Source organism: Breoghania sp. L-A4 (assembly GCF_003432385.1).
GTDB lineage: Bacteria > Pseudomonadota > Alphaproteobacteria > Rhizobiales > Stappiaceae > Breoghania.
This window is the reverse complement of record NZ_CP031841.1, coordinates 684,693-705,416: the sequence shown is the minus strand read 5'-3', so window position 1 is coordinate 705,416 and position 20,724 is coordinate 684,693. Positions and strand designations below refer to the sequence as shown.

Below are 20,724 nucleotides of genomic sequence, written 5' to 3'. Positions count from 1 at the left end.
TGTGCTCCTCAAGCTCGGGTCATGTGGCCGGCAAGGATGTCTTGCCCGGCAAACAGGGGTTGTCCGGCCTCAAAGGGCCGATAGGTCCGCGTGTCGATCAGGATCTTGTCAGACAGGCGCTTCGCGGCGCGCATGGCAGCGAAGGCCTCGCCCAGGCGGGTCTTGTCGACGGAAGCGGCGAATGCGCCCGCCGGCCGCGCGCCTGCGAACCAGCCATTGCGCAACCCCTTGCCCGGCATCGACGTTTTCAGCTCGGCCGTGTGCGCCGGCATGGCCAAGCGGGTGAGGCTGGCGAACGCCGTCGACTTGCGCGGTTCGGCGGGAGCCAGATCGTCGGCGATCGGGATCCGCTCAAAAATCCGCTGGCGCGCCGAAGACACGCCGGCAAAGCGATGCCAGGCGTTGGCATGGGAGAACCATGCACGCCCGATCGGCATCGGATCCGAGCCAATCGCCGGCAAGATGCCGTTGCCCGTGCCGGCGGGCCGCAGCGGGTTTGCCAATGCCGAATCATCGATGCCGGGATCGGCCGCGATCCTCGCCACCGTCTTCGCAGCCGATGTGGCCAGCGCGAACCGTCCCACCACGCGTCCGGCCGCGGCGCGCACGCCGAGCGCACGATGCAGGATCACGCATCGCACGCCCTCAACATCGGTCGCGATGCCAACTTCGGTCTCGACACCATCGCGAATGAACACCGCGCGCGGCCGCTTGCGCACCGTCGCACCCGATGCGAGCGCGAAGCGGCGCGACAAGAAGAACGGCTGCACCGCGCCACCGGCGATGATCCCGCGACTGCGCAACGCGCGCGCCGTCGAGCGATAGACCTTGATCACCGGCAAGGCGTCCAGCCAGGCGCGGCGCTGCTCCAGCGTGTCCGATCCACCGGCGAAGAATTTCTCCGGCGGCCGGTGTAAGCCCAGGATCTCTGCGCCCGCCATTGCCGCGTAAGCCTCTATGCCGGCCAACGTTCCTTTCAGCCGGTGGTGTCGCACAGCGTTGCGGATCACCGAGCGCTTCTTCGCCTCGTCCCAATCGCCATTCCAGAAATCGACCGAGAAGGCGGCGGCGAGATGCGGCAGGAAGGCCACCGGGCAGGTGTCCGGGTTCCACAAATCCTTGAGCGGTGCCGGAATATCGAGGACGCGCGCGCCAACGCGTTCAAGCGCCCGCTCAAGCGGGGTCGCGTTTGACGGCAGGACGATCGTGCGTGCCGCAATCACGGCAGAACCTCGACGGTGACCGTGATGCCGGCACACCAAAAAGCTTCATCGCTGGCGGCAGTCAGATCCGCGATCGGCGATGCGACCGACACGCTCTGGACGTTGGCGACATGCGCGGCGGCGACGATCGCGCTGACATTGACCGCCTGGCCGACCTCATGACGCGCCGCCGCCAAGGCAGAAAGTGCTGACATGGCGGCCGCGCGCAGCACGTCCGGATCGGGACCGGACGGCACCCTGAGTGTGACCGCGATTTCATAGGGCGTGATGGTTGCCGGCTTGACCGTCACAGCATCCGTCAGTGGACGGATATCATCTTGCATCAGCCGCGCGCGTACCGCGCCGACCACCTCGTTTGACGCCGTCCCGTCCCCCGTATTCGACAGCACCGCAACCACGACGTGACCCGGCTGCGGCACGCCAAGACCGACACCCTTGACCAAAGGATGCGCCGCGCGCGCATGGTATTCATAAGCGCCCGCCGGCCCGGCGGTTGAGAACGCCTCAAGCGCCAGAAGCACCCGCGCACGAAACGCCGTATCCGGCTCATTCGTTTGCCGCGCGGTTCCAAACAACGCCGCCAGGTGGTCAAGATCCGTGCCCGTCGCATGTGTGATCAAAACGGTCTTGGCGGCGTCGTTCACCCGGGCGCGTAACAGCAGCTCAAAATAGCCTTCCGCCTGCTGCGCGATGCGCAAAGGATCGGTTTCCAGAGCGCCGACGTCGAAGGCGGGATAGAGCTCAACGAGCTTGGCCAGCCGCGCGGCGATGATCGCCTCATAGTCGAGCGTCTCGATAACATCGGGCGCTGCAAGTGTCGCCAGATCGGGAGCGGTGAAACGGCTCATTGCGACACCACCACGCGCGTCTGCGCATCCTCTTGCACATTGAAATCGCCGAGATGGCCGCGCGGAAAATAAGTCCCGCTCAGCACAAGCAAGATGCCGCCCTCAGCCCCGGCTGCCGCTATGGCCACCCGGTCAAGGCTAAACCGCGGCTCCCAACGATTGAGCGCTGTCGCTGCGGCCACAAACATCGCCAACACCACGCGGTCACTGATCGGCGCATCAACCAGGCTCATCAGGTCTGAACCAAAGTCACGCCGCATCACCCTTGCGCCGATGCGCGTCGTCAGGATTGTCGCAATCGATTGTGCGACGTGCGGCCAGCCAGACAGCGTTACGCCCGCTGAGGCGTCAACGCCGGTGGAGCCGGCCAAGGCCTAGCCCTCGGCCGGCTCGGGGGCCGCCTTGCGGCTTGCCTTGGCCGGCGTACCGGCAACGGCGTCGCTCGGCTTGGAGGCAACAGTCTTCGGCGCGATCTTGCCCTCGATCAGGAGATATTTGGCCTGCGCATCCGTCAGCGCGATCGTCTCGCCGACGTCCTTCCAGGCGCCCGCGAAAAAGCCGGCGATAGCGACGTCATAGGATCTGCGGTGCATGTCTTATTCCCTTCAATCTGCCGCGAACACTCGCGACGAGCCTTCCACGATCGGCCACATCCCGGCCGAAGAACCGGCGCCGACGAGAACGTTGTCACCCAGGCGGGCGACCTTGGGTCCGCCCTCGCCGCCCAAATGCACGGCGTCCGAATTGATCACCGCTTTCGGTGTGTCGATTTTGACCAGCGCGTCGGCGATCTCGATCCGCACGCTGCCCTTGGTAATCACGGCCTCCGGCCCGTCGTGCGGGCGCGGATTGGCGGTCGATGGCACCGACATGTCGATCTCGCCATCAGTCAGATCGCCGTTCTCGGATGACACCGTCACCTGCTGGCCGACGGATGGTGGAATGTGGCTCTTGATGTCGCCGGCGGCGACTTCCTTCCAAGGCATCCAAGGGCTGACGAAGGGCACGCCGTCCGGTTCCGACAGCATCACCCGCGCAAGTCCCTTGGCATGATCGACCTCGCTCACCGTGCCGGTGCGCTTGGCGTTACGGCCGCGTCGCTCCAGTTCCGCAATGCGTCGATAAAGATCCACGATCTGATCCGGCAGGCTCATGCCGCACCTGGAGAAGGTTCAACGGGCGCCGGCTCGACCAGTGTCGGCTCAGCAAAATCAGGGGCCGCCGCTTCGGCTCCCACTGGTGGCGTGATCGAAAGGCCGCGGGCTTCACCAAGCGACAGGCCGCGCTGCGCTTGCACGGTCTTCCAGGCGGACATGCCCGCATCCTCCCCGACCACGGTCCGGATCACCTGCGCCAGATAGGCGACTTCAGGATCCGCCTCGATCAAGGCAAGGGCTGTGGGCCAGATCCCGCTCAAGGCCACGCCGAAGGCCGGGTCGCGCAAGGTCGCGCAGGACAAGACGATCTGCCGTCCGGCGAACCGCGGCCCGTCTTGGGCCTTCGCGCCGCGCTGCATCTCGATCGAGCGCACGCTCGTGACCATTCCGCGCCACAGATCTGCCCAGTCATTGTTCGGATCCATCAGGGCGCTGAGCGCCTGGCGCTGGATCACATCGAGCGTCAGCTCAAGACCGGCGTCGGTCACCGGCATACCCTGTTCTGTCACTTCCCGACCATGCTCATCACGCACGCACATTTGCGCCGTGATGCCGATCTCGAGCACCAAAGACATGTCGGTGCTGCCGGCCAGCAGATCCTTGCCTTGAGGCGAGGTCCTGGTCTCATCGACATAGACCGAGATAAACGGCTGGCGTTCGTTCTCGGCCGCCGCGTCGATTGGCGCGATCTCGCTGTCGCGCACGGCGGCACCCGCCCAGGTGGCGCCACCGAGCGCCTTGACGGTGGCAAGCCGCACCAGAAGTCGAACAAGGCTCATGATTTGAACGCCAATTGAAAGACCAGCCGATTGCGCTGATCGCGGTCCAGCCGCGCCACTTCGAAACGCGGCTCGCTGTTGCGATCCAACGCCACGATCTGATCGCCCTTGAGGATGGTCCGGGCCAGCGGATAGCTGTCCGGATCGACATGCAGCTCGGCCGCTCCGCCGGCGATCAGCACCGACCACGACTTCGAGCCGGCGCCGCCGAGATCGTCCTCGCCGCCATGGTTGCGCAGATGCGCGATCTCCAGCGTGAAGGGCGCTCGGTCCGGATCAGCAACCGCGCCCTGATACTGGCTCTTGCGCATCGGTTCGACGCGAAACGTCTCGCCGAATTCAGCGTCGATCGCCCGGCGCGCGAACGCCAGGCGGGTTTTCCATGGGCCGGCCATCTTGGTCAGTCCGCCCCGGTCGGCAGCATGCCCCCCGGTGCCAGCGGCAAGGTCTCAGGCGGATCGTCTGGCTCATTGACCAAGGGCTTTTCAACGGCCGCCGGTTTGGCCCCTGCCCGCTCGGCGAAACGATCGCCGATCAGGCTGAGGCCATAGGCCACCGGCACAGACACCGGTTCATGCGGTCCAACCCGGACGTCGGCTGATTTGCCCAATACCGCGCCCGGGATGATCAGGCCGCGCGGCGACGAGATGCGGATTTTCTTCTCTGCCATTGAATCACCCTCAGGTCAGCGTGAGCTTGCGCAGGGAGCCGGGGCGCGTGCAGAGCGAGATCGCATTCATCTGCACGTCCAGCTCACGCCCCTTGCCGTTCCGCATGGCGTACTGCTTGGCATAGAAGGGCAGCCCTTGCGTGTTGACCGTCTCTTCGTAGTCGGCCGGCGCGAAGCGGGTGATGAAGAGATCGGAGACACCCTTCGGGATCACGCGTGCCTCATTGGCGGCGATATAGGGCGCACCAAGATCGGAGGTCGCCTTCGCACCGGTGCGGTACCGTTCCCACGTCGCTCCGCCATACTCGAACGTGTCCGGCACGTCCTGGCGCAGCACCGCGGCGCCGGTGTTGTAGAGGAAGGTGTCGCGCACCGACTTGTGCCGCCACAGGGCCTTGTGGAAGTCGCGGCCGGTGAAGACGTGGATGCCGTCATAGGGCTCGTCCAGCTCGTCTTCCATGGCATAGATGACGTCCTGCCACAGACCGCCGACATCACTCGCCTCGACATCCAGCTCCAGCGAGATCGGTGCGGGAACAGCAAGACCAAACCGCGCATAGAGATCATGAAGGACCTTGCCGGACTTGGACGTGACGATGCCCTTGATCGCACCGACACGCTGATGCTCCAGCGTCATGGTCAGATCGGCCGCATGGCGCTGCGCCTTGCGCTCAATCCGTTCGATGAGAGTTTCCAGGCGATCCTCGGTGCCGAAGGCGCGCACGTTCTGGACTTCATCGGCTTTCACCGCATCGTTGCGCTCGTAGTGGTCGACCTCGAAGGGAATGCGGTTGCGCTTCTCGTCACCAGTCGTCTCGCCGGCGCCGCCGCGCACACTCGGCTCAACGAGCGCCAGCCTGCCTTCGCGTTCTTCGATCGAGAGCACGGTGGTTGTGACGCCGTCCTCGTCAAAGATCCCGGTCGCCGAGACCTGTCCCGGACGGTAGGGCTGTTTGTTGACCGCGGCGGTCAGCGATTCCAGCGTGAAACCGTCCGCGTCCCAAATATCGTTTCCAGGCATGTGTCGCCCTCCTATCGAGCCTTGATGCCGACAGCGCGCAGCTGCTCGACCTTGATTGCGATTTTTGTCGCGTCATCGACCGAGGCGTCGAAGACGAGCATCGGTTCCTTGACCTCGGCGTCCCCGTCGACCACCACCGCCTCGACATCGCTGTCGGTGGCGTCGACCCCATAGCCAAGGATCGCGGTGGCGATCTCCGCCCCCTCGATGTCCACGACCTCGGCATTGGGCGAGGTGATGAACTTGCCGCTCGCGGTGATCCGGCCGAGCACCGTGCCAGACTCGAGACGGCCAGCGCCGCTGGCGATCGTGATCGTGTCGAGCGAGCGCTTGCCCGATGCCAGCGAGAGAACAAAGCCCAGGTCGCGGGCGCCCTCGGTTTTAATGTCCATGGCCTAGGCCTCCTTCAGGGCACGGCGACGCAGCGCATAGATCTCGCCGCTGCTGAACGCCTTGGGCTTTTCGGATCGCTGGCCGGGCACGCCCTGGCCAGCGGCAGCCATGCGGCGCTGCTCATAGGCCTGCGCATCGGTGCCGCCAGTCACGTCGGTTTCGTTCTCAGTGGCCGCGGTTTCCTTCGACGCGGCGGCGAGAATTTTCACCGCGTCGTCCGCAGACATCTCCGTCTCAAAGGCGAGATGTTCGGCGAGCGCCGCGCGGCCCTTGGCCTCATCGCAGGCCGTGATCGCCTTGATCCGGGCGTGCGCCTCGGACCGGGCGGAAGCGCTCGCCTCCGCCTTGATCTTTGCAACAGCGGCGTCATCCTCCGCCTTCGGTTTCTCCGTCATCTCGATCTCCTGTTTGCGGGGATGGGCGGCGCCTGCCGCTGCCTCCGTGCGGGCCTCTTCCAAGGACCAGCGTTTCTTCTTCGCCAGCGCGACCAGGCGCTGCGGTGCATGGGCATAGGTGCGGTAATCGAAGGCCGCGAAGGCCTTGGCCTTGGCGGTCCCTGCCGAGGTCGCGAAGCCGCGCGCGACAGCCTCCTCGCCGGTCAGCCACAGCTCGTCGCGCATCTCGATGCGCAAGCCTTCCTCGTCCTCAGCCGTCACGTCGGCGTAGATGCCGGCCATCAGGGCTGCGAGCTTGTCGAGAATGGATTTTGATTTCTCATGATCGGCGGCCGTGCCCATCGTTGCGCGCGACGGATCGTGGATCATCATCAGCGCGCCCGACAGCATCACGCGATCGTCGCCCGCCATGGCGATGATCGAGGCGGACGAGGCCGCGATCGCGTCGACCTGCACCGTCACGTGGCCCTTGTGCGCGACAAGCGCGTTGTAGATGGCGACCCCATCGTCGACATAGCCGCCGGCGGAATTGAGCCGCACCACGATATCGGTGCCGCGCCCCGCTTCCGCGAGCGCATCCAGGACCTCGCGGGCCGTAAAACCCTCATCCCACAGGTTATCCCCGACGAACCCGTAAAGAACGAGCTCGCCCTCGGGCGACACGGAAACTGGCATGTGAACTCTCCTAGTCCCAACGGATCCGGCGCGCATAGCGTCGGCGTGGGCGGCGACCTGTCGTCGCCACTGAGCACGCGCCTTCAAAGCGCGCGATTTCGCGATCCAGCAGCTTCAGGTTGGCAGCCGAATAGCGGACCTCTTCCTCGCCGAAGCGAACCGTCTCAGCCTGGCCGCCCGCGGCGATCTGCAACCGCAGCGCCCTCAAGGTCTCGGCAACGGCACACGGATCGCTTGTGTCGAGCGTGCGGTCCTGGATCTTGATCACCGTCATGCGGCCGCCCCTGGCTGATCGTCTGTGCCGGAACCGGAGCTGGTGCCGGATCCACCATCCGCCTGGTCAGAGGCGGAATGGTTGCGGTCGAACGGGCTGCGCATGCCGGCGTCGACGTACCGCTGATGCTCGCGCCGCCGCATCTCAAAAAGCTCGTCCGGATCGATGCCCAGATCCGCAGCCTCGATCTGAATGGCCGAGGTGCCGTTGGAAATCCGCTCGCTTGCCGCCTTGGCACTCTTCAGGTCATCGGCCGAAGGCTTGGCCGGTCCCTGCCACTGCGCCCAGGTCACCCGCTCACGGTTGGCGGCAAACGCCCGATAGCCGCCCTTGAAGGGGATCCGACCCTCGCCGATTTCCTCATCAAACCAGTTCTCATAGACCTGTTGGTTGATGGGTGCTGCGATCCGCTCGCGACGACGCATCACCACCGGCCAGATCGAGGAATTCTCCATGCGCACCGAGGAATAGGTCGCGCTCGTGTGGTCCATCGTCAGCCCGCCGTAGGTGATGCCGATGGCCCGCGCCATGTCTCGGCCAAGTGCTGCGGAAAACGGCAGATACTGGTTGCCCGGCGTGCCCGCCGTCTTGATGTCGAAGGTCTCGCCCGGCGCCAGATGCGACACTTGCGGATCGCTGCCGACCGTCAACCGGCTGTCGGCAGCGCGCTCCAAGCTGCCGCTGAGATAATCAACGAACTCGCCGACATATTTGGACCCGCCATCGGCATCCTTGAGCGCTTCCAGCGCCTCGAACGCGTCGGCCGACGGCTGCTCGCTGGTGAGCACAGCCGCGAAGATCGTCTGCAGGATCGCGGTTTGCAGCGTCGCGTCGTCCAGCATTTCGTGCTGGATGTGCTTGCGGATCGCCGACGTCAGCACCGAGATCCCGCGCACGTCCGTCGCATCAACCGGATCGAAGATGTGCATGAAGGCCGCGCGGCCATCCGCATCGCGCGCCGGGTAGCGCCGCTTGCGAAAGCTGCCCGGGTCGCGATCCTGCAACAGATATCCAACCGCCCGCCCGTTTTCGTCGTGATAGACGCCCTGATGCAGTCCCTCGAATTCACTGGTGTCCTGCACAAGTCGAGGCGGCGGCACCAGACAGAGTTTCGAGCCCGTCGTGATGCCGTACCGCCGCCGCTCGGCTGCCGGCATATAGTCGAGCACCCCGGTCACTTCGCCATAGGCGATGTGCCAGCGCAGACCGATGTCGACCAGCTGCGGCAGCGTGAACTTGCCGCGGAAGTCGCACTCGGCCGGGTTCCACGCAAAGCGCTTCCAGCGCTGCTTGATGAGCCGGACGAAGGCGGTCGTCTCCGCCTCGTCGTATCCAAGGCCTGTGAGGTCCGGTTGCGGATTGAGCGTCAACTCAATGCCGACCGTGTCCGCCAACACCTGGTCGACGGCGCCCTTCAGCCGGCCGGAGTTCTGGATCAAGTCGTTTGCCAGGGCCGCGGCGCGCCGCCACGACCGGCCGATATCGTCGCGGCTCTCGGCCAGTACCGGCTGACGCGCCTGGATGACACCCGACGTGGTATCGCGCAAATAGCGCGCCTGTGGCCGGGCAGCCGCGCGCTGTCCGCCAGCTGCCCGATCAGGGCGCCGGTTGAAGAGGCCACCAAAAATGCTCATCGATGAGCCCACTTGCTGCGGCGCGATGCCTTGATCTCGCCTGAAGACTTGTTCGCCGTCCTGGCCTTGTCCGGCACGACAGCGGCCGGCCGGTCCATAAGGTCTTCAATGTCGAGCTGTTCACCAGTTGGCGCCGGGGTTTCGCGCGCGGCTTCCAGCGCGTCCCACACAGTGTCCGGCATGCCGCGAATGCCAAAACGCATCGCCGCGGCTTCTGCCTGGTTCATCGTGTCGAGCGCCTCATTGGCCTGCGCTGGATCTTTCTCCCAGCGGAATTCCTCAAACCCGTCCCGCGTTCGCTTGCCGACCCGGCGCTCGGCCGTCAGCTGGCGAAAATATTCATCCTCAAGCCCACGCGGCAGGGCCACATAGCCGGTCTCCAGCGGATCGATCTTCTTGGCGTTGCGATAAAACGCCATCTTCAGGACAGACGCGTTGAACGAATAAAACCGCTTGGAATAGCGCAGCACCTTGCCCGTGCGCCGGTTGCGCTCTTTCTTTACCCGCTCCAGCAGCGGTGCCGTGTCGCGGTTGTTGCCGCGCACCATGATCACACGGGACGCCGGGTGCCGTTTGACCCAATCCCAGACGTCTTCCGTCCAGGCGTTGCCGTCGATCGCGACCTTGTCGGCCACGATCTGATGACCGGCCTCGTTCATCCACGCCTGCGCGACCAGGCCGTCGAGACTGGCCTGGCACTGGCTTTCCGCGATGTGACCGGGAATGACGCCATAGTCGATGACGAAACGGTTCTTGTGCCGCCCCCAGCCAACCACCTGCCACTCCACGCGGTCGGTCTGGCAATCGATGCCGAGCGTGATGACCAGGGCGCCGGACGGGATCCGCCCGCGGTCGTAATGCGCCTCGGCCGCGCGGTCGCGCAACTCCTCCCAGGGCGGTGCCTCGCCTTGCGCCTGGTAGGCCTCACCGACCACATCATTCAGAAACGTCTGCTCGCTCGCCGGATCGCCCTTGGCCTTCAGCCAGGAGCGCGCGATGCGCTCCCAGCTTTGCAGGATCGAATAGGCCGACCAGATCCAAAACGAGCGATGCTCGCGCCGCGCGCGCGGATTGTGCGCCCGCCATTCCAGCTCGCGCAGCATCTGCGCGCGGTGATGCTCCTCGATGACGCCGCCGCACTCCGGTCCCTCGCAGACAAAGCAAGCCGCTTCCGGCTTTTCCTCATCGAGGTTCTCCAGCATGTTCGACCAGACCAGCACCTGCATGTGCCCGCAGTGCGGACAAGGCACGTAAGGGTGCTCCTCGCTGCCGGCCTCAAAATTGCGGGTGATGCGGCACCCCGGCATGATCATCGGCGTCGAGATTTTCGCGATCTTCGCGAACTCATGCGCCTGAGAACGACTGTCGGCTTGCGTCTCCGGATCGCCGGCGGAATTGATCTCCCATTTCGACAGATCGTCCTGGACCTGCCGTTTCATCGTCACCTGGCTGAGCGAAGCGGGCGAATTGGCGCCCGAGATCTGGATCGCGCCGCGCCCGTCGACCCTTTCCTTGTAGAGAACCGAGTCCAGACCATCGCGCGAGCGCATCGGAAACAGCTTGCGTAGCGCCGTGGTGCCCTTGAGCATCGGCACGAGTTTCATCTTCGACCAGCGCTGCGCGTTGCCGTCGGTCGGATGCACATAGAGGAAATCACCCGGGTCCATGGCGATCGACCCGCCGGTAAAGATGTTCGCCAGCACCGTGCCGCCAAGCTGCGCCGACTTCTTCACCGTCACCACCCGGCATGGATCGTCCGGTGACATCGCCCGCAGAATCTCATCGAAGTACGGAAACAGCGCCCGATTGTACGGTCCCGGATAAGGGCTCTCACGCTCGGAAAAGACGATGTTGGCTTCCGCCCAGGCGAGATAGTCGACCGGCGGCGGGGGATTGAGGATTTCAGCCATGACATCGGCCGCCAACCATTCAGCATTGGCGGTCTCGACGATCATGGATGTCATGGCTCAGCTCTCAGCCTCGATTCTGGTCGATAGTGTTTCCGGCATTTCTTCCTGCCGACGTCGTGTCTGCTCGCTCGCCCTGTCACGAAGGTTGCGGAACTCCGCGCGCAACAGGTGCAGCACGTCGCGCTGCGGGACACTGAACTTTGCGGCCACTGCCGATGCGATATCGGCAAGCGACCCTTCAAACACCTGAAGCATGCCCGCGGCAACCGACGCCATTTGCGCGCGCGCGGCAACGGTCTCGGTCAACCGGCCCTTGCGCGCCTCTTCCTCTTCCGCCGCCTTGCGGTTGCGATACTGGGCCTCGCGAAGCTTCTCGCGCTTGAGCTGCGCCTCGACCGAGACGTCTTCCTCAGGCTCGCGCGGCTCAAACACCCGGGCGGGCTGGGCGGCCGGCATCGCCATCAGCGGCACCTGCGGCTCCAGCCGCGTCGTGATGCCATTGCCAAGTCGCTGGCTGATATCGAGCCGGAGCTTCAGCTGACGGCAGGCCTGCTCGACCCGCACCTTGGCGCTACGCCCCGAGCCGTCAAAGGCATCCGCCGTCAGCTTGCCCTCGGTGATGTATTGCGACACCCGCCCAGGCGTGACGTTGATCAGCTTGGCGAACTCGCCTTTCGAGACGAGGGTCTCTTGGGCAAGGGGCTCGCTCACGTTCCAAACCTCGTGTTGTTTAGCCCGGCTGTTTAGCTCTTTAGGCTTCGAGTTTCGTGTCAGACTGGCGCAATCCCGCGCGGCCGCGCCCCCGCAGGAGGCTCGGGCGGAAACGGTCCCTAAATCTGGGGGAGGCCCGGGCCTCGCCCGCCGGCCGCTGGCCTCAGCTGGCCGTGCCCTTCATCAAGCGGCGGATCTCATGTTCGATCTTCGGCGGCAGTTCGCGCGCCACGGTCTCGACAAAAGCCGCACGGCTCGCGTCCTTGACGATCTCGCGCGGGATCGCCGGGCCGAACAGCTTTGCGATTGGAAACCGCGCCGCACCCGCGCGCTTGAAGACGTGGCCACCGAGCTTACCGGCGCTCAACCCAAAGGTGCTGGCGAAGACACGGCGGATGCCCCAGGGCGCCGCCGAGACGCCTTTGGCGATCTGGCGCGCCTTGAACTCTTTCAGGCTGATATGACCGCCGCGCGAGATGATCAGATATTCCAGCGCGGAATAATTCGCCCGCACGCGCCGCAAGCCGCCCTTGGCCTCGGTCTGCTTCTGCGACAGCCCGACCTGCTTGGCGACCGTGCGCTTTGTGGCGGTATAGGTCTTGTCGCCGGCCTTGTTGATGCCGCGGCGAAAGGCATGGCGCGCCTTGCCCGGCTCGAGGTTCTTGGCGGCAGCCGTGAGACGAGCCATGCCGTCGCCTTGCCATGTGAAGGTGACAGCCGCCATCGGATCCGCCCCACAAAAAAGCCGGCGCGGGCTGTTCGCCCCGCCGGCTCTTTAGTCGCTCAACAACCTAATTTAGCCTGTTGGTTGTGCGTCAAGTCCAACTCCCAAGTCAAGCGAGCGAGCCACCGTCGACCCACCTGCCCTGTCAGCATTTTGCCTCGACGCATCGTCTTCCCCGCCGGTCATCTCCTCGATCAGCCCCGCCAGCCCCATTCCCAGCCATGGCGAGAACGGTGCCTTCGGCCCTGTCACCGCGTGGCTTGCCAACTTCGGCCGCAGCAAAGCCGAAAGAAACGTCAGCGCGAACCACCAGTCGCGATAGGTCGCCCAGGCATGGGCCACGACTTCCAGCGATGGGCGCAGTTCCAGATCGCAGCGATGCGGCACGTCCCGCAAACCTCGTTGCCCGCGCTCAACCAGCTTGACCACCTCCGGCTTGCCGTTGGCCCCGATAAAGGGGCGCAACTCCGGCTCATAATCCCAATCCGGCCGCGTGCCCGCCATGCCGTAGCCCAGAACCAGCCGACGCTCGTGCGCATCCATCCCGCGCAGGGCGTCGCCGACCAACACCGCGTCCGGGTGCATGGCGCCCTTCCCGTTCGCGCGTCCAAACGTGTCGACCATGGTGCCCAGCTGCAGGATCGTCTCAACGCTGTGCCAGCTCGACCGCAGCCCCTCCGGCCCATAGGCGCCTTCCGACAGATCGTGGCCTACCGCCTGATCGCGCAACGCCCAATGCACCAGATCCTCAATGTCGATTGATTTCATCGCATGCCGCTCCATGGTTTTGTCGCCTCTTTGCAAAATCGAGCTCCGGTCCAACCTGTCCAACCTTGACCAACCTTAAAAAACAAAGGTTGGACGCGTTTTCGCTAGCAATCTCAAAGGCCTGCAATCCAAGTCCAACCTGTCCAACCTATTTCACCGTCGGGGGAGAACAGGGCGGAAGGGGTGCAATGCCTTTTCGCGCGCACGCGTGCGCGGGGCGTCAAAATAGGTTGGACAGGTTGGGCAGGTTGGTCATCGCATTGATACAATTTATGTATTCGGGTCCAACCTTGGGAATGCGAGGTTGGGAAGGTTGGACCGGTCAGGCCCTGTACCCCACATGTCCTGTCTCCCCGCGTCGCTGAACTGTGGATCCATCCCGTCATCGTGGCCGTCGTCATCTTCGTCACTGGGCCAGTCGACCTTTTGTCCAAGCGCCGCCTGGAACGCCTCCCGGCACTGGGTGAGCGACGGGAACTCGTAGCACCAGGCACGCCCGCCTCCGATGTCGTCGTCCATTCGCTTGGTCACCCGCACGTCGGGCAGCAGCTTTTGCAGCTTCATGCCGAACACGGTCTGTTCCGAACGGCGCTTCACGCCCACCTTGTCGGAGACCTCAAGGTAGTAATCGAACAGCTTCTCCTTGCGGATCAGCCCGCCCGGCGGCCAACCGTTCGCGCCCTTCACCAGATTGCCTTCCCAGAGCCTTTCAAACAGGAAGGACTCGACATGATCGAGCGAGCGGATTTTTTGCTCCAGCAGGCTGTTCGTTTTGGGGATTTTGCGCAGGTTGACCGCATCCACATCGAAGGCGAGCAGATCGGCCAGGAGCGCCGCGCGCCCGCCGCTGTTGAGTTCCGCGAACATCTCCTTGAAGTAGCCGTGGTCTTCCTTGGCGGTCGGCGCCACGTCGAGAACGCAAAAGCGCCGCTCGTCCTTGCCCGCGGGCACCACCCAATCCTCATTCGAGGTCATGATCAGCCGCACGTAATTGTCGATGCGGAAGGGATCGACGCCCTTGCTCTCGATCATCTGCGTCTTGGATGTCACCAGCCCCTTGAGCCGGCCTTCCGCCGCCTTGTCGCCGGCCCAGACCGCTTCCTCCGCCTGCAGCAGCAGACACGCCGCCATATGGGCATTGAACTGGCCGGTGATGTAGCGCGGGTCATCGACCATGAAGTAGTGCTGCTCGATCAGAGAGCCCATCACCTCACCGAGCACCGTCTTGCCGGTGCCCATCAATCCGCGCACCACCAGGGCTGTGCCAATGCGCTCCCGCGGCCGCTGGATCAGATGCGCGAACCATCCAAACACCCAGGCGAAGAGCTGGTCGTCGCCGCCGCAGATGTTGGTGAACACGTGATCGCGAAAGATGGCATAGCTGCCGGCCTGCGCATCCGGCACAAGGGCGAAGCCGCGCCACAGGTTGAGATATCCTGGCGTCCCGACCGCGCCGTCATGATTGGGAAAGAACTCAATGCCATCGAACTGTCGCCGGTCCCGGTCCGTCTCCCAGCGCTTCGACCAGGTGATCGTCTTGATCTTTGAATCGTGCAGGATCTGCGTGAACCGGTTGGCGTAGAGCGCGCGGAACGCCTCGATCTGGATAATCCGCACCCGGTCCTCGATCGGCGCATCGGGCTTGTCGCGCACCATCACCGCTTTGGAGCCCACAAGCGCCAGCGCCCATTCCTCATTCAACCGCTCAACCGAGTATCCCCAGTGCTGCGGCTGCTTGGCGGCGCCAGAGTCCTCGGGAGCGCCAAGGTCGTCCGCGTCACCGTCAGAGATGCCGCTCGGTCTGTCAGCAAAGCCCGCGGGCTGGCCAAAGTCATAGGCCTCGGCCGCGTCGATGCGCGAGACGATTGCGCCATAGGCTTCATGGATGTCGCTCATGCCCCCACCAATTCGCTTTCCGCGTCCGCTCGCTTGCGCGGCCTGCGCAATGGATCATTAAAATCCTCATCGTCATCCGCCCAGGCGCTGCGGATCGTGCGGCCCGGTTGCATCCAGCGCTTTGCCGCCCGCATGTGGACCTGTTCGGCCGTAAAACGATCGCTGTCGCCATCGCCCAGCATCAAGGCCTCGATGATCGTCTCAGGAAGCATGAGCGCCCGTTCATCATCTGGATGCGGCTCAGGACCCGGCACCCGCGAGGCACGTACCTGGCCGGAGCTCGTCGTCACGGTCATGGTTGGATGCTTCACCGTGGCCACCGCCTTGCCGCCCAGGTGCTGCAGGTCGACCGAGGCCGCGTAGCCGGTCGTTGCAAGCCTCCCCTGCCCGCGTACGCGCAGCTCCGCCTGCCACACCGAGCGCACCGTCTCGATCCCCTCGCCGATCACCAGCCGCTGAAACGCCTGACCATAGCGACGCGGGTCATGCAGCAGGATCCAGCCGCGCTTCTTCGAGCCGCGGATTTTCTTGGCCGGCAGATCTTCACCGGTGACCGGATGCGCGAGGCTGAGCTTCTCGCCGGGTCGGTCCTTGTCGAACCAGGTCATATGAACGCCGAGGAACCGGCCATCCGGGCCCGTGATCGCGGCCAGCATCGCCGGGCCGGAATAGATCAACACAGGCCTCTCGCCCTTGCTTGATGGCGGCAGCCAATAAGGACACTCGTGCAGATAGCGCAGCGGCGCGTCTTCCGGCGCACTGAGGCCCCGCCCGTGGAAATAGACAAGATTGCCCGGCGAGGTGACGAAGCCGCGCCCGGCTTTCCAGATCCGGTAGGCCTTGCGCCGCTCTTCCTCGCGAAAGGCGTTCTCGGCTTTCTCGCTTGCCGCTTGGTGTGCTGCGCGCTCCGCTTGCCGCCGCACCTCGTCTGCCGGGTCCGGCGGCGGCGCATCCGCCCGCCCGCCGAGCAGTTCAACCGCTTCGACAAAGGACAGCCCGTGCCGTTCCATGAGGTACGTGATGCCGTCGCCGGCCGCACCACAGCCAAAGCACTTGTAGGTGCCGCGCCGGTCATCGACATGGAAGCTTGCCGTGCGCTCGGCATGGAAGGGGCAGCACGCCCAATGATCGCCCGCGGAAAAGTTGGACTTGGATGCATCCCAACTCACATCGCGACCGACGGTTTGCGAGATCGGGATCGCCTTGATGCGATCGAGTTCTGACGCCGAGAAGCTCATTGCCACCTCCCCGCAATCCGCGCCTGTCTCGGAGCTTTCTCCCTCGACCCGCTGGGAGCGACCTCACCGCGTTGGCGCTGTGCGACCGCCACGCAAAGCCGACCGAGCCGGCACTTCATCCAGCGGTTTTCCGCCTCCAAAAAATTGGTGTAGTCGGCTTCCGCATCGGTCCGCTCCCACCGTCGGCGCGCGCGCTCCATCGCCATCGCGAGGGCGCCTTCCTCAAAACTCGTCAGCATGGCTCGCCCTCCCCTTCCATTCCATCAGGATCGACCAGGCGCCGTGGTGCGTGCCGTGCAGATCGTCGGCGACCACCCAGCCCGCAGCCAGGAAGTGAACGAAGTCCGTCAGCAGGACGTATTGCAGCCAGCGGATCATGGGCGGGCCTCGGCGCTGGTCTCTCCGCGTTTCACATGGGGTTCATGTGAAACATCCATGCGCTCCTGAAAGCTCGGCATGCGGATCGACGCCAGCAGCACGCCGGTGACCGACAGGACCGCCACGAGGCTCTGATCATCGATCGTCTGTCCGGTCAGGATCTTGCGGATCGTGGAGACCGATACGCCGCACGCTTTGGCGGCGTCCGCGCGGCTCAACCCGCGTGTCTTCATCCAACCGGCAAGCCGATAGGCAAAGGCCGCGCGGTCGATCACCGGCTCACGGCGCGGCGCACGTAAATCGGAAACGCGCTCAACGTGAACACCAACCCGCGCCGCATGCGCCTTGATCCCGTGAGCGACGGCCGCATGATCTGAAAGCCCAAGTTCCGCGGCAATCGTTGCAAGTGGCAGGTCTGTCTCGGTGAATAGCGCAAAGGCCGCGTGATGCCGCGCCGCCACCGCGCGCGCGCCACGGTTGGCGCCGTCTTGCGCAGGAATGTCTCGCGCCGCCATGTCGCGTTCCAGGGCGATGCGATGAAGGATCGAATGCACGCTCATGATCCGCGCCTCCAATGGCTGGCGCGGTTTTCGAATGCCTGCGGCGGCAATCCGTTCCACTCGGCAAGGCGCGTGAACACGTCACGCTTCAAGGGCGCGGCTCGTTCAGACGCCTCAAGCTCAACCTTGGTCACACCGGCGGCTTTTGCAGCCGTTGCCGTGCTGAGCCCCAGGTGCGCCCGGCGCGCGCTTGTGAACAGTTTCATGATCGACCGCGGGCCAAGCCCATTTGAAGACGGATTGCTCACCACAGTTCCTCCAGGATCGGCACCACGTGCCGCTGACCATCGTCCGGCAGACTGTCCAGTTCGGCCTCGGCCATTGCCAGCAGACCGCGCAGCCGGCCGATCTCAGTGCGATCGAGCCGCGGCCCGGTGCCGTCGCGCGGCAGGCAGAGCCGCACGTATTCGGCGCCCGTTTCCAGCCGGACGGCATGTGCGCCGATGAAGGGTTCACTGCGCATCGCGATACCGTTCGGTGATTTGGACAGTGCGCCCGGATCGGGTTTCGACAAGGCTCAGCACGCCTTTGACGGCGAGCCGGCTGGCCAGAACCGCCGTGACCGAGCGGGACACCGCGCTCACGGTCGCCAGGCGATCAATGGAGACCGGACCCGCTTGCGCCTCAGTTGCGACCAGACGCAAAAGCGCGCGTTCATCGCCGCCCATCGGCGGCAATGCATCCAACGGCCAAACCGCCGTGACATAGCCTTGCGGCGTCGCGTGAAACGCCACCTGTCTGGAGATGACCAGTTCGATCAGAACGGTGGCGGCGGCACGCATTCGCAATCCGTGCGCCGCAATCAAGACGGCGGCCGTGATGCCGCCCGGATGGACCGCATAGAGATCGGCCAGTCCCGCCAGGACGGAGTGCGCATTGCGTTCGAGCGCGCGACGCGGCGCCCTTTGATCGGTGAGGATGCGGGGCCTCATTCGGACACCCGCTCATCTTCGTGGCGCTCGATCGCGGACCGCACAGTCGCGCGCGCCGTCTGCCCCGCGGGGCCGACACGGTGCGCGCTGTACCAACAAGCAATCTCACCCACCGACCACTGCAGCTCGTGGCGCAGGTCGTGAAACAGCGCGTCGCGAGCCTTCACAGTTGATCCAGGCTTTTCACGGCCAAAAATCTCGATAATCGAGACGCCAAATCGGATCTGCATCCGAACGATCAACGCCAGGACCTCAGGCTCGCTCGTATCGAAGGTCGGCACTTGATCCCAAATCGAAACCGCACCGAGTTCGCGCAAGATTGTATTCACGTCACCAAACGACACGGCTCCGTGCACCAGGCGCATCCGTGCCAACAACGCCGCGCAGCCGGCACGTCCACGCTCTTCGCGGACAAGCTCAGGGTCCTCCGCGAATGCCGACTGAAAGAGATCGGCGATCGTCGCGGCAAACCACTCATCGACATGTCGCAACGCGAGATCGAGATCAAATTGCAGAACCGGTTCGAATTGGCGTGCGGCGCTCATGACAGGCCTCGCGGGCTGGAGAGGTCAGGCGCCCCGGTCGGGCGGGAGGAAAACCCGCCGGGGCGCTGCGCAAGGCGCGGCCGCGAGAGGCCGCGGACATCGCATTGCAGGTTCCTGCCGGTCGCCGCCGTTGACGTGGCGCACTCGGCGTCGTGTTCAGAGAAATGCGGGGCGCAGCTACTCATGCGCCTGCCCTTGCCGGCTCGGCATCGGTCTCTTCGAGCTGCTGAAGATGCATGTCGACGGCGGCCAGCGCCTCGATCGCTTCCTTGACCTCGCGCCGCAATTCCATTCCGCGGGCTTCCGCCGCGGTGATCGTGCCGCCTGTTGACAAGGCCTCACACAGCCGCGACACCGCCTGGCCGGCCTCACGCGCCACATCACCAATCTCGCGCGCCCAATCGGAACCAGCGCCCACCGCAGGCAGCGGCACATAGACGCCGCCGGAAAGCCGGCACAGCTCCACAAGCGCCACAGGTCCGCCGTCGAGCGTCAGGTCGAGCAGGACATCAACCGGGCATTGGATGTCGCGATAACGATCGTTGGCGGTATTCGCATAGTCGGACAGCGTCTGCGGTCCGACGCGGGTGATCGATGCGGCCGATTCCTGCCCGGCGCAGGCCTTCACCTGGCGCTTCATCGCAAGCTTGAGCGCATTGCGTTGGTGATCCGTGGAAGCGCGCGCGAGCTTCATGCCGAACCCTCCGCATTTGCGGTTGGGTTGCGGGGTGCATTGGAAAGATCGATTTGCAAAAGTTGCATTGTCGTCGCTTCGCATTCCGACTGATACAGATCGGGTCGGAGCATCTGCCGAGCGATACCCGTGAGCCGCTCAATCTCGAGAACGCGCTCAGCCGGAACCCGGTGATCTTCCCAGCGTTTGACTGTGGAGCGATGGACGCCGAGCGGATGACCGATCTGGCTAAGGCTCCATCCCCTTGCCGAGCGGAACTGCTTCAATGCATTCAGGTGCTGTGTCATGGGGCGCATCGTTGCGATAAACGCAATTTCCTGTCAAGGAATTTGTTGCGTTTATCGCTACCGACAGAAAGTTGTGGATGATGTATCTGTTGTGCATGCCGCAACCGCCGAGAATCCACACCAACAAATCATCACGCCGCGTGCACTACATTGCAGAGTGGGCGGAGAAGCGCGGCATGCGACAGTCGGACATCGCGCGCGACTTGGAGGTCGAGCGAAGCACGGTTAAACGCTGGTTCGATGGCGCGGTTCCCACCAAGCAGGATCACCTTGAGCGGCTATCCGAACTGCTCGGTACAGACGACATTTCGGCCCTGTTTCGCCATCCCGATGACGACTGGATTGCACGCTTTCTCCGCGATCGTAGCGAAGACGAGTTGGATCGGATCATCCAGACCCTGAAAGCGGCCTTCCCACGTGACGACCCTAAAACCGCAAACGGTGGAAAATAGCGCGTCACATTTGGGACGAAGTGAAGTCAACTTTACCTCTCCAGGTTCGACAAGAACCGTGTTTCTACAGCGCCGATTGCACCCCTGATGCTGGCCATGGTTGTGGCTATATCGTCGGAATCAGATCCGCACGAAATTTGTTGCGTTTTTAGCAATTTCTAACTTGACTGATTTGTTGCTATTAGAGCAACATCACCGATATCACGGGAGACCGATATGTCGGACACGAATATTCGCCTACTCGAAGTTCTAAAGGCGGAGGCTGCGGCCGCCGAAGCTGCTGTGGCCCACATCGAAATCGAGATTGAACGTCTCACCTGCCAAACAAAAGACGCCAAGATGGTTGGGCGCCACGGCACACAGCACGGGGCCTCAGAATAACCATGGCCGGACGCCCTGCCTTAGTCAAACAAGCCGACATCGCGCGCGCAGTCAAAGGTGCCCGCAATGGCGGACTCGACGTGTCCGGTGTCGAAATTCGCAAAGACGGCACGATTGTCGTCCTGTTCGGTACACCGGAAAAACCGACAGAACCCCAACACGACATCAGACTGTAACGA

General features: G+C 64.1%; 30 protein-coding genes. 3 read left to right on the top strand and 27 right to left on the bottom strand.

The genetic code is table 11. From position 1 onward, the window contains the following. Positions 1-8: 8 nt before the first annotated feature. The 27 genes from D1F64_RS03385 to D1F64_RS03260 form a co-directional block, all read right to left on the bottom strand. A complete protein-coding gene (locus D1F64_RS03385; protein ID WP_162901258.1) occupies positions 9-1,223 on the bottom strand; it encodes a phage tail protein I in 1,215 nt (404 codons plus the stop codon). Then, on the bottom strand, positions 1,220-2,071 hold the full coding sequence (locus D1F64_RS03380) for a baseplate J/gp47 family protein (protein WP_117411266.1): 852 nt from the start codon (positions 2,069-2,071) through the stop codon (positions 1,220-1,222). The genes D1F64_RS03385 and D1F64_RS03380 overlap by 4 nt, the downstream gene beginning before the upstream one ends. Next, entirely contained in the window at positions 2,068-2,442 is a 375-nt protein-coding gene (locus D1F64_RS03375) for a GPW/gp25 family protein (protein WP_117411265.1), read from the bottom strand. Before D1F64_RS03375 ends, D1F64_RS03380 begins: the two co-directional genes overlap by 4 nt. Before the next feature lie 3 nt (positions 2,443-2,445). Continuing rightward, complete coding sequence (locus tag D1F64_RS03370; protein ID WP_117411264.1) at positions 2,446-2,664, bottom strand: hypothetical protein; 219 nt, start codon at positions 2,662-2,664, stop codon at positions 2,446-2,448. 12 nt (positions 2,665-2,676) lie between these two features. Then, positions 2,677-3,204: a phage baseplate assembly protein V gene (locus D1F64_RS03365; protein ID WP_248304600.1), complete on the bottom strand. Its 528-nt coding sequence runs from the start codon at positions 3,202-3,204 to the stop codon at positions 2,677-2,679. 17 nt (positions 3,205-3,221) lie between these two features. Continuing rightward, a complete protein-coding gene (locus D1F64_RS03360) occupies positions 3,222-4,007 on the bottom strand; it encodes a hypothetical protein (protein ID WP_117411262.1) in 786 nt (261 codons plus the stop codon). Further along, positions 4,004-4,402, bottom strand: coding sequence for a hypothetical protein (locus D1F64_RS03355; protein ID WP_117411261.1), 399 nt, complete (start codon positions 4,400-4,402; stop codon positions 4,004-4,006). Before D1F64_RS03355 ends, D1F64_RS03360 begins: the two co-directional genes overlap by 4 nt. 5 nt (positions 4,403-4,407) lie before the next feature. Beyond that, positions 4,408-4,677: a hypothetical protein gene (locus D1F64_RS03350; RefSeq protein ID WP_117411260.1), complete on the bottom strand. Its 270-nt coding sequence runs from the start codon at positions 4,675-4,677 to the stop codon at positions 4,408-4,410. Between the two features lie 10 nt (positions 4,678-4,687). Next, a complete protein-coding gene (locus D1F64_RS03345; protein ID WP_117411259.1) occupies positions 4,688-5,698 on the bottom strand; it encodes a major capsid protein in 1,011 nt (336 codons plus the stop codon). A gap of 11 nt (positions 5,699-5,709) precedes the next feature. Further along, a complete protein-coding gene (locus D1F64_RS03340) occupies positions 5,710-6,090 on the bottom strand; it encodes a head decoration protein (protein ID WP_117411258.1) in 381 nt (126 codons plus the stop codon). 3 nt (positions 6,091-6,093) lie between these two features. Then, complete coding sequence (locus D1F64_RS03335) at positions 6,094-7,197, bottom strand: head maturation protease, ClpP-related (RefSeq protein WP_205470638.1); 1,104 nt, start codon at positions 7,195-7,197, stop codon at positions 6,094-6,096. Next, the gene (locus D1F64_RS03330) at positions 7,172-7,435 is read right to left on the bottom strand and encodes a hypothetical protein (protein ID WP_117411256.1); all 264 of its coding nucleotides are present in this window, start codon (positions 7,433-7,435) and stop codon (positions 7,172-7,174) included. Before D1F64_RS03330 ends, D1F64_RS03335 begins: the two co-directional genes overlap by 26 nt. Continuing rightward, positions 7,432-8,982, bottom strand: a complete 1,551-nt coding sequence (locus D1F64_RS03325) for a phage portal protein (RefSeq protein WP_248304599.1) — start codon at positions 8,980-8,982, stop codon at positions 7,432-7,434. The genes D1F64_RS03330 and D1F64_RS03325 overlap by 4 nt, the downstream gene beginning before the upstream one ends. An 83-nt stretch (positions 8,983-9,065) precedes the next feature. Further along, positions 9,066-11,033 (bottom strand): terminase gpA endonuclease subunit, encoded by a 1,968-nt coding sequence (locus D1F64_RS03320; protein ID WP_117411254.1) that lies wholly within the window; start codon positions 11,031-11,033, stop codon positions 9,066-9,068. 3 nt (positions 11,034-11,036) lie between these two features. Next, positions 11,037-11,690 (bottom strand): hypothetical protein, encoded by a 654-nt coding sequence (locus D1F64_RS03315; RefSeq protein ID WP_117411253.1) that lies wholly within the window; start codon positions 11,688-11,690, stop codon positions 11,037-11,039. A 163-nt stretch (positions 11,691-11,853) separates the two neighbouring features. Further along, positions 11,854-12,378: a hypothetical protein gene (locus D1F64_RS03310; protein ID WP_162901257.1), complete on the bottom strand. Its 525-nt coding sequence runs from the start codon at positions 12,376-12,378 to the stop codon at positions 11,854-11,856. Between the two features lie 108 nt (positions 12,379-12,486). After that, on the bottom strand, positions 12,487-13,182 hold the full coding sequence (locus D1F64_RS03305; protein ID WP_162901256.1) for a hypothetical protein: 696 nt from the start codon (positions 13,180-13,182) through the stop codon (positions 12,487-12,489). 270 nt (positions 13,183-13,452) lie between these two features. Then, a complete protein-coding gene (locus D1F64_RS03300) occupies positions 13,453-15,078 on the bottom strand; it encodes a primase-helicase family protein (RefSeq protein WP_117411250.1) in 1,626 nt (541 codons plus the stop codon). Then, a complete protein-coding gene (locus D1F64_RS03295; RefSeq protein WP_117411249.1) occupies positions 15,075-16,316 on the bottom strand; it encodes a CHC2 zinc finger domain-containing protein in 1,242 nt (413 codons plus the stop codon). Before D1F64_RS03295 ends, D1F64_RS03300 begins: the two co-directional genes overlap by 4 nt. Then, positions 16,313-16,555 carry a hypothetical protein gene (locus D1F64_RS03290; protein ID WP_117411248.1) on the bottom strand — a complete coding sequence of 81 codons (243 nt, stop codon included), beginning with the start codon at positions 16,553-16,555 and terminating at the stop codon, positions 16,313-16,315. The genes D1F64_RS03295 and D1F64_RS03290 overlap by 4 nt, the downstream gene beginning before the upstream one ends. Then, positions 16,539-16,694: a hypothetical protein gene (locus tag D1F64_RS23030; protein WP_162901255.1), complete on the bottom strand. Its 156-nt coding sequence runs from the start codon at positions 16,692-16,694 to the stop codon at positions 16,539-16,541. The genes D1F64_RS03290 and D1F64_RS23030 overlap by 17 nt, the downstream gene beginning before the upstream one ends. Continuing rightward, positions 16,691-17,155 carry a helix-turn-helix domain-containing protein gene (locus tag D1F64_RS03285; RefSeq protein ID WP_162901254.1) on the bottom strand — a complete coding sequence of 155 codons (465 nt, stop codon included), beginning with the start codon at positions 17,153-17,155 and terminating at the stop codon, positions 16,691-16,693. The genes D1F64_RS23030 and D1F64_RS03285 overlap by 4 nt, the downstream gene beginning before the upstream one ends. Positions 17,156-17,498: 343 nt before the next feature. Further along, positions 17,499-17,717: a hypothetical protein gene (locus D1F64_RS03280; protein WP_117411246.1), complete on the bottom strand. Its 219-nt coding sequence runs from the start codon at positions 17,715-17,717 to the stop codon at positions 17,499-17,501. Further along, on the bottom strand, positions 17,707-18,186 hold the full coding sequence (locus D1F64_RS03275) for a hypothetical protein (protein WP_117411245.1): 480 nt from the start codon (positions 18,184-18,186) through the stop codon (positions 17,707-17,709). The genes D1F64_RS03280 and D1F64_RS03275 overlap by 11 nt, the downstream gene beginning before the upstream one ends. After that, on the bottom strand, positions 18,183-18,731 hold the full coding sequence (locus D1F64_RS03270) for a hypothetical protein (protein ID WP_117411244.1): 549 nt from the start codon (positions 18,729-18,731) through the stop codon (positions 18,183-18,185). The genes D1F64_RS03275 and D1F64_RS03270 overlap by 4 nt, the downstream gene beginning before the upstream one ends. Positions 18,732-18,912: 181 nt before the next feature. After that, positions 18,913-19,425 carry a hypothetical protein gene (locus D1F64_RS03265; RefSeq protein ID WP_117411243.1) on the bottom strand — a complete coding sequence of 171 codons (513 nt, stop codon included), beginning with the start codon at positions 19,423-19,425 and terminating at the stop codon, positions 18,913-18,915. Continuing rightward, a complete protein-coding gene (locus D1F64_RS03260) occupies positions 19,422-19,712 on the bottom strand; it encodes a YdaS family helix-turn-helix protein (RefSeq protein WP_162901253.1) in 291 nt (96 codons plus the stop codon). The genes D1F64_RS03265 and D1F64_RS03260 overlap by 4 nt, the downstream gene beginning before the upstream one ends. A gap of 77 nt (positions 19,713-19,789) precedes the next feature. Between D1F64_RS03260 and D1F64_RS03255 the strand changes: the two genes are divergently transcribed. The 3 genes from D1F64_RS03255 to D1F64_RS23020 all read left to right on the top strand — a co-directional run bounded on the left by D1F64_RS03255 (position 19,790) and on the right by D1F64_RS23020 (position 20,721). After that, positions 19,790-20,164 carry a helix-turn-helix transcriptional regulator gene (locus D1F64_RS03255; protein ID WP_248304598.1) on the top strand — a complete coding sequence of 125 codons (375 nt, stop codon included), beginning with the start codon at positions 19,790-19,792 and terminating at the stop codon, positions 20,162-20,164. A 216-nt stretch (positions 20,165-20,380) separates the two neighbouring features. Further along, positions 20,381-20,545 (top strand): hypothetical protein, encoded by a 165-nt coding sequence (locus tag D1F64_RS23025; RefSeq protein WP_162901252.1) that lies wholly within the window; start codon positions 20,381-20,383, stop codon positions 20,543-20,545. 2 nt (positions 20,546-20,547) lie between these two features. Beyond that, entirely contained in the window at positions 20,548-20,721 is a 174-nt protein-coding gene (locus D1F64_RS23020; protein ID WP_162901251.1) for a hypothetical protein, read from the top strand. Positions 20,722-20,724: the final 3 nt, after the last annotated feature.

What these genes read in the sequence shown, in the direction of transcription:
- D1F64_RS03380 (WP_117411266.1), bottom strand. Translation starts at nt 2,071, where the DNA reads ATGAGCCGTTTCACCGCTCCCGATCTGGCGACACTTGCAGCGCCCGAT.
- D1F64_RS03370 (WP_117411264.1), bottom strand. Translation starts at nt 2,664, where the DNA reads ATGCACCGCAGATCCTATGACGTCGCTATCGCCGGCTTTTTCGCGGGC.
- D1F64_RS03360 (WP_117411262.1), bottom strand. Translation starts at nt 4,007, where the DNA reads ATGAGCCTTGTTCGACTTCTGGTGCGGCTTGCCACCGTCAAGGCGCTC.
- D1F64_RS03355 (WP_117411261.1), bottom strand. Translation starts at nt 4,402, where the DNA reads ATGGCCGGCCCATGGAAAACCCGCCTGGCGTTCGCGCGCCGGGCGATC.
- D1F64_RS03350 (WP_117411260.1), bottom strand. Translation starts at nt 4,677, where the DNA reads ATGGCAGAGAAGAAAATCCGCATCTCGTCGCCGCGCGGCCTGATCATC.
- D1F64_RS03345 (WP_117411259.1), bottom strand. Translation starts at nt 5,698, where the DNA reads ATGCCTGGAAACGATATTTGGGACGCGGACGGTTTCACGCTGGAATCG.
- D1F64_RS03340 (WP_117411258.1), bottom strand. Translation starts at nt 6,090, where the DNA reads ATGGACATTAAAACCGAGGGCGCCCGCGACCTGGGCTTTGTTCTCTCG.
- D1F64_RS03335 (WP_205470638.1), bottom strand. Translation starts at nt 7,197, where the DNA reads ATGCGCGCCGGATCCGTTGGGACTAGGAGAGTTCACATGCCAGTTTCC.
- D1F64_RS03330 (WP_117411256.1), bottom strand. Translation starts at nt 7,435, where the DNA reads ATGACGGTGATCAAGATCCAGGACCGCACGCTCGACACAAGCGATCCG.
- D1F64_RS03320 (WP_117411254.1), bottom strand. Translation starts at nt 11,033, where the DNA reads ATGACATCCATGATCGTCGAGACCGCCAATGCTGAATGGTTGGCGGCC.
- D1F64_RS03310 (WP_162901257.1), bottom strand. Translation starts at nt 12,378, where the DNA reads ATGGCTCGTCTCACGGCTGCCGCCAAGAACCTCGAGCCGGGCAAGGCG.
- D1F64_RS03305 (WP_162901256.1), bottom strand. Translation starts at nt 13,182, where the DNA reads ATGAAATCAATCGACATTGAGGATCTGGTGCATTGGGCGTTGCGCGAT.
- D1F64_RS03300 (WP_117411250.1), bottom strand. Translation starts at nt 15,078, where the DNA reads ATGAGCGACATCCATGAAGCCTATGGCGCAATCGTCTCGCGCATCGAC.
- D1F64_RS03295 (WP_117411249.1), bottom strand. Translation starts at nt 16,316, where the DNA reads ATGAGCTTCTCGGCGTCAGAACTCGATCGCATCAAGGCGATCCCGATC.
- D1F64_RS03290 (WP_117411248.1), bottom strand. Translation starts at nt 16,555, where the DNA reads ATGCTGACGAGTTTTGAGGAAGGCGCCCTCGCGATGGCGATGGAGCGC.
- D1F64_RS23030 (WP_162901255.1), bottom strand. Translation starts at nt 16,694, where the DNA reads ATGATCCGCTGGCTGCAATACGTCCTGCTGACGGACTTCGTTCACTTC.
- D1F64_RS03280 (WP_117411246.1), bottom strand. Translation starts at nt 17,717, where the DNA reads ATGCGCAGTGAACCCTTCATCGGCGCACATGCCGTCCGGCTGGAAACG.
- D1F64_RS03275 (WP_117411245.1), bottom strand. Translation starts at nt 18,186, where the DNA reads ATGAGGCCCCGCATCCTCACCGATCAAAGGGCGCCGCGTCGCGCGCTC.
- D1F64_RS03270 (WP_117411244.1), bottom strand. Translation starts at nt 18,731, where the DNA reads ATGAGCGCCGCACGCCAATTCGAACCGGTTCTGCAATTTGATCTCGAT.
- D1F64_RS03265 (WP_117411243.1), bottom strand. Translation starts at nt 19,425, where the DNA reads ATGAAGCTCGCGCGCGCTTCCACGGATCACCAACGCAATGCGCTCAAG.
- D1F64_RS03260 (WP_162901253.1), bottom strand. Translation starts at nt 19,712, where the DNA reads ATGACACAGCACCTGAATGCATTGAAGCAGTTCCGCTCGGCAAGGGGA.
- D1F64_RS03255 (WP_248304598.1), top strand. Translation starts at nt 19,790, where the DNA reads ATGATGTATCTGTTGTGCATGCCGCAACCGCCGAGAATCCACACCAAC.
- D1F64_RS23025 (WP_162901252.1), top strand. Translation starts at nt 20,381, where the DNA reads ATGTCGGACACGAATATTCGCCTACTCGAAGTTCTAAAGGCGGAGGCT.
- D1F64_RS23020 (WP_162901251.1), top strand. Translation starts at nt 20,548, where the DNA reads ATGGCCGGACGCCCTGCCTTAGTCAAACAAGCCGACATCGCGCGCGCA.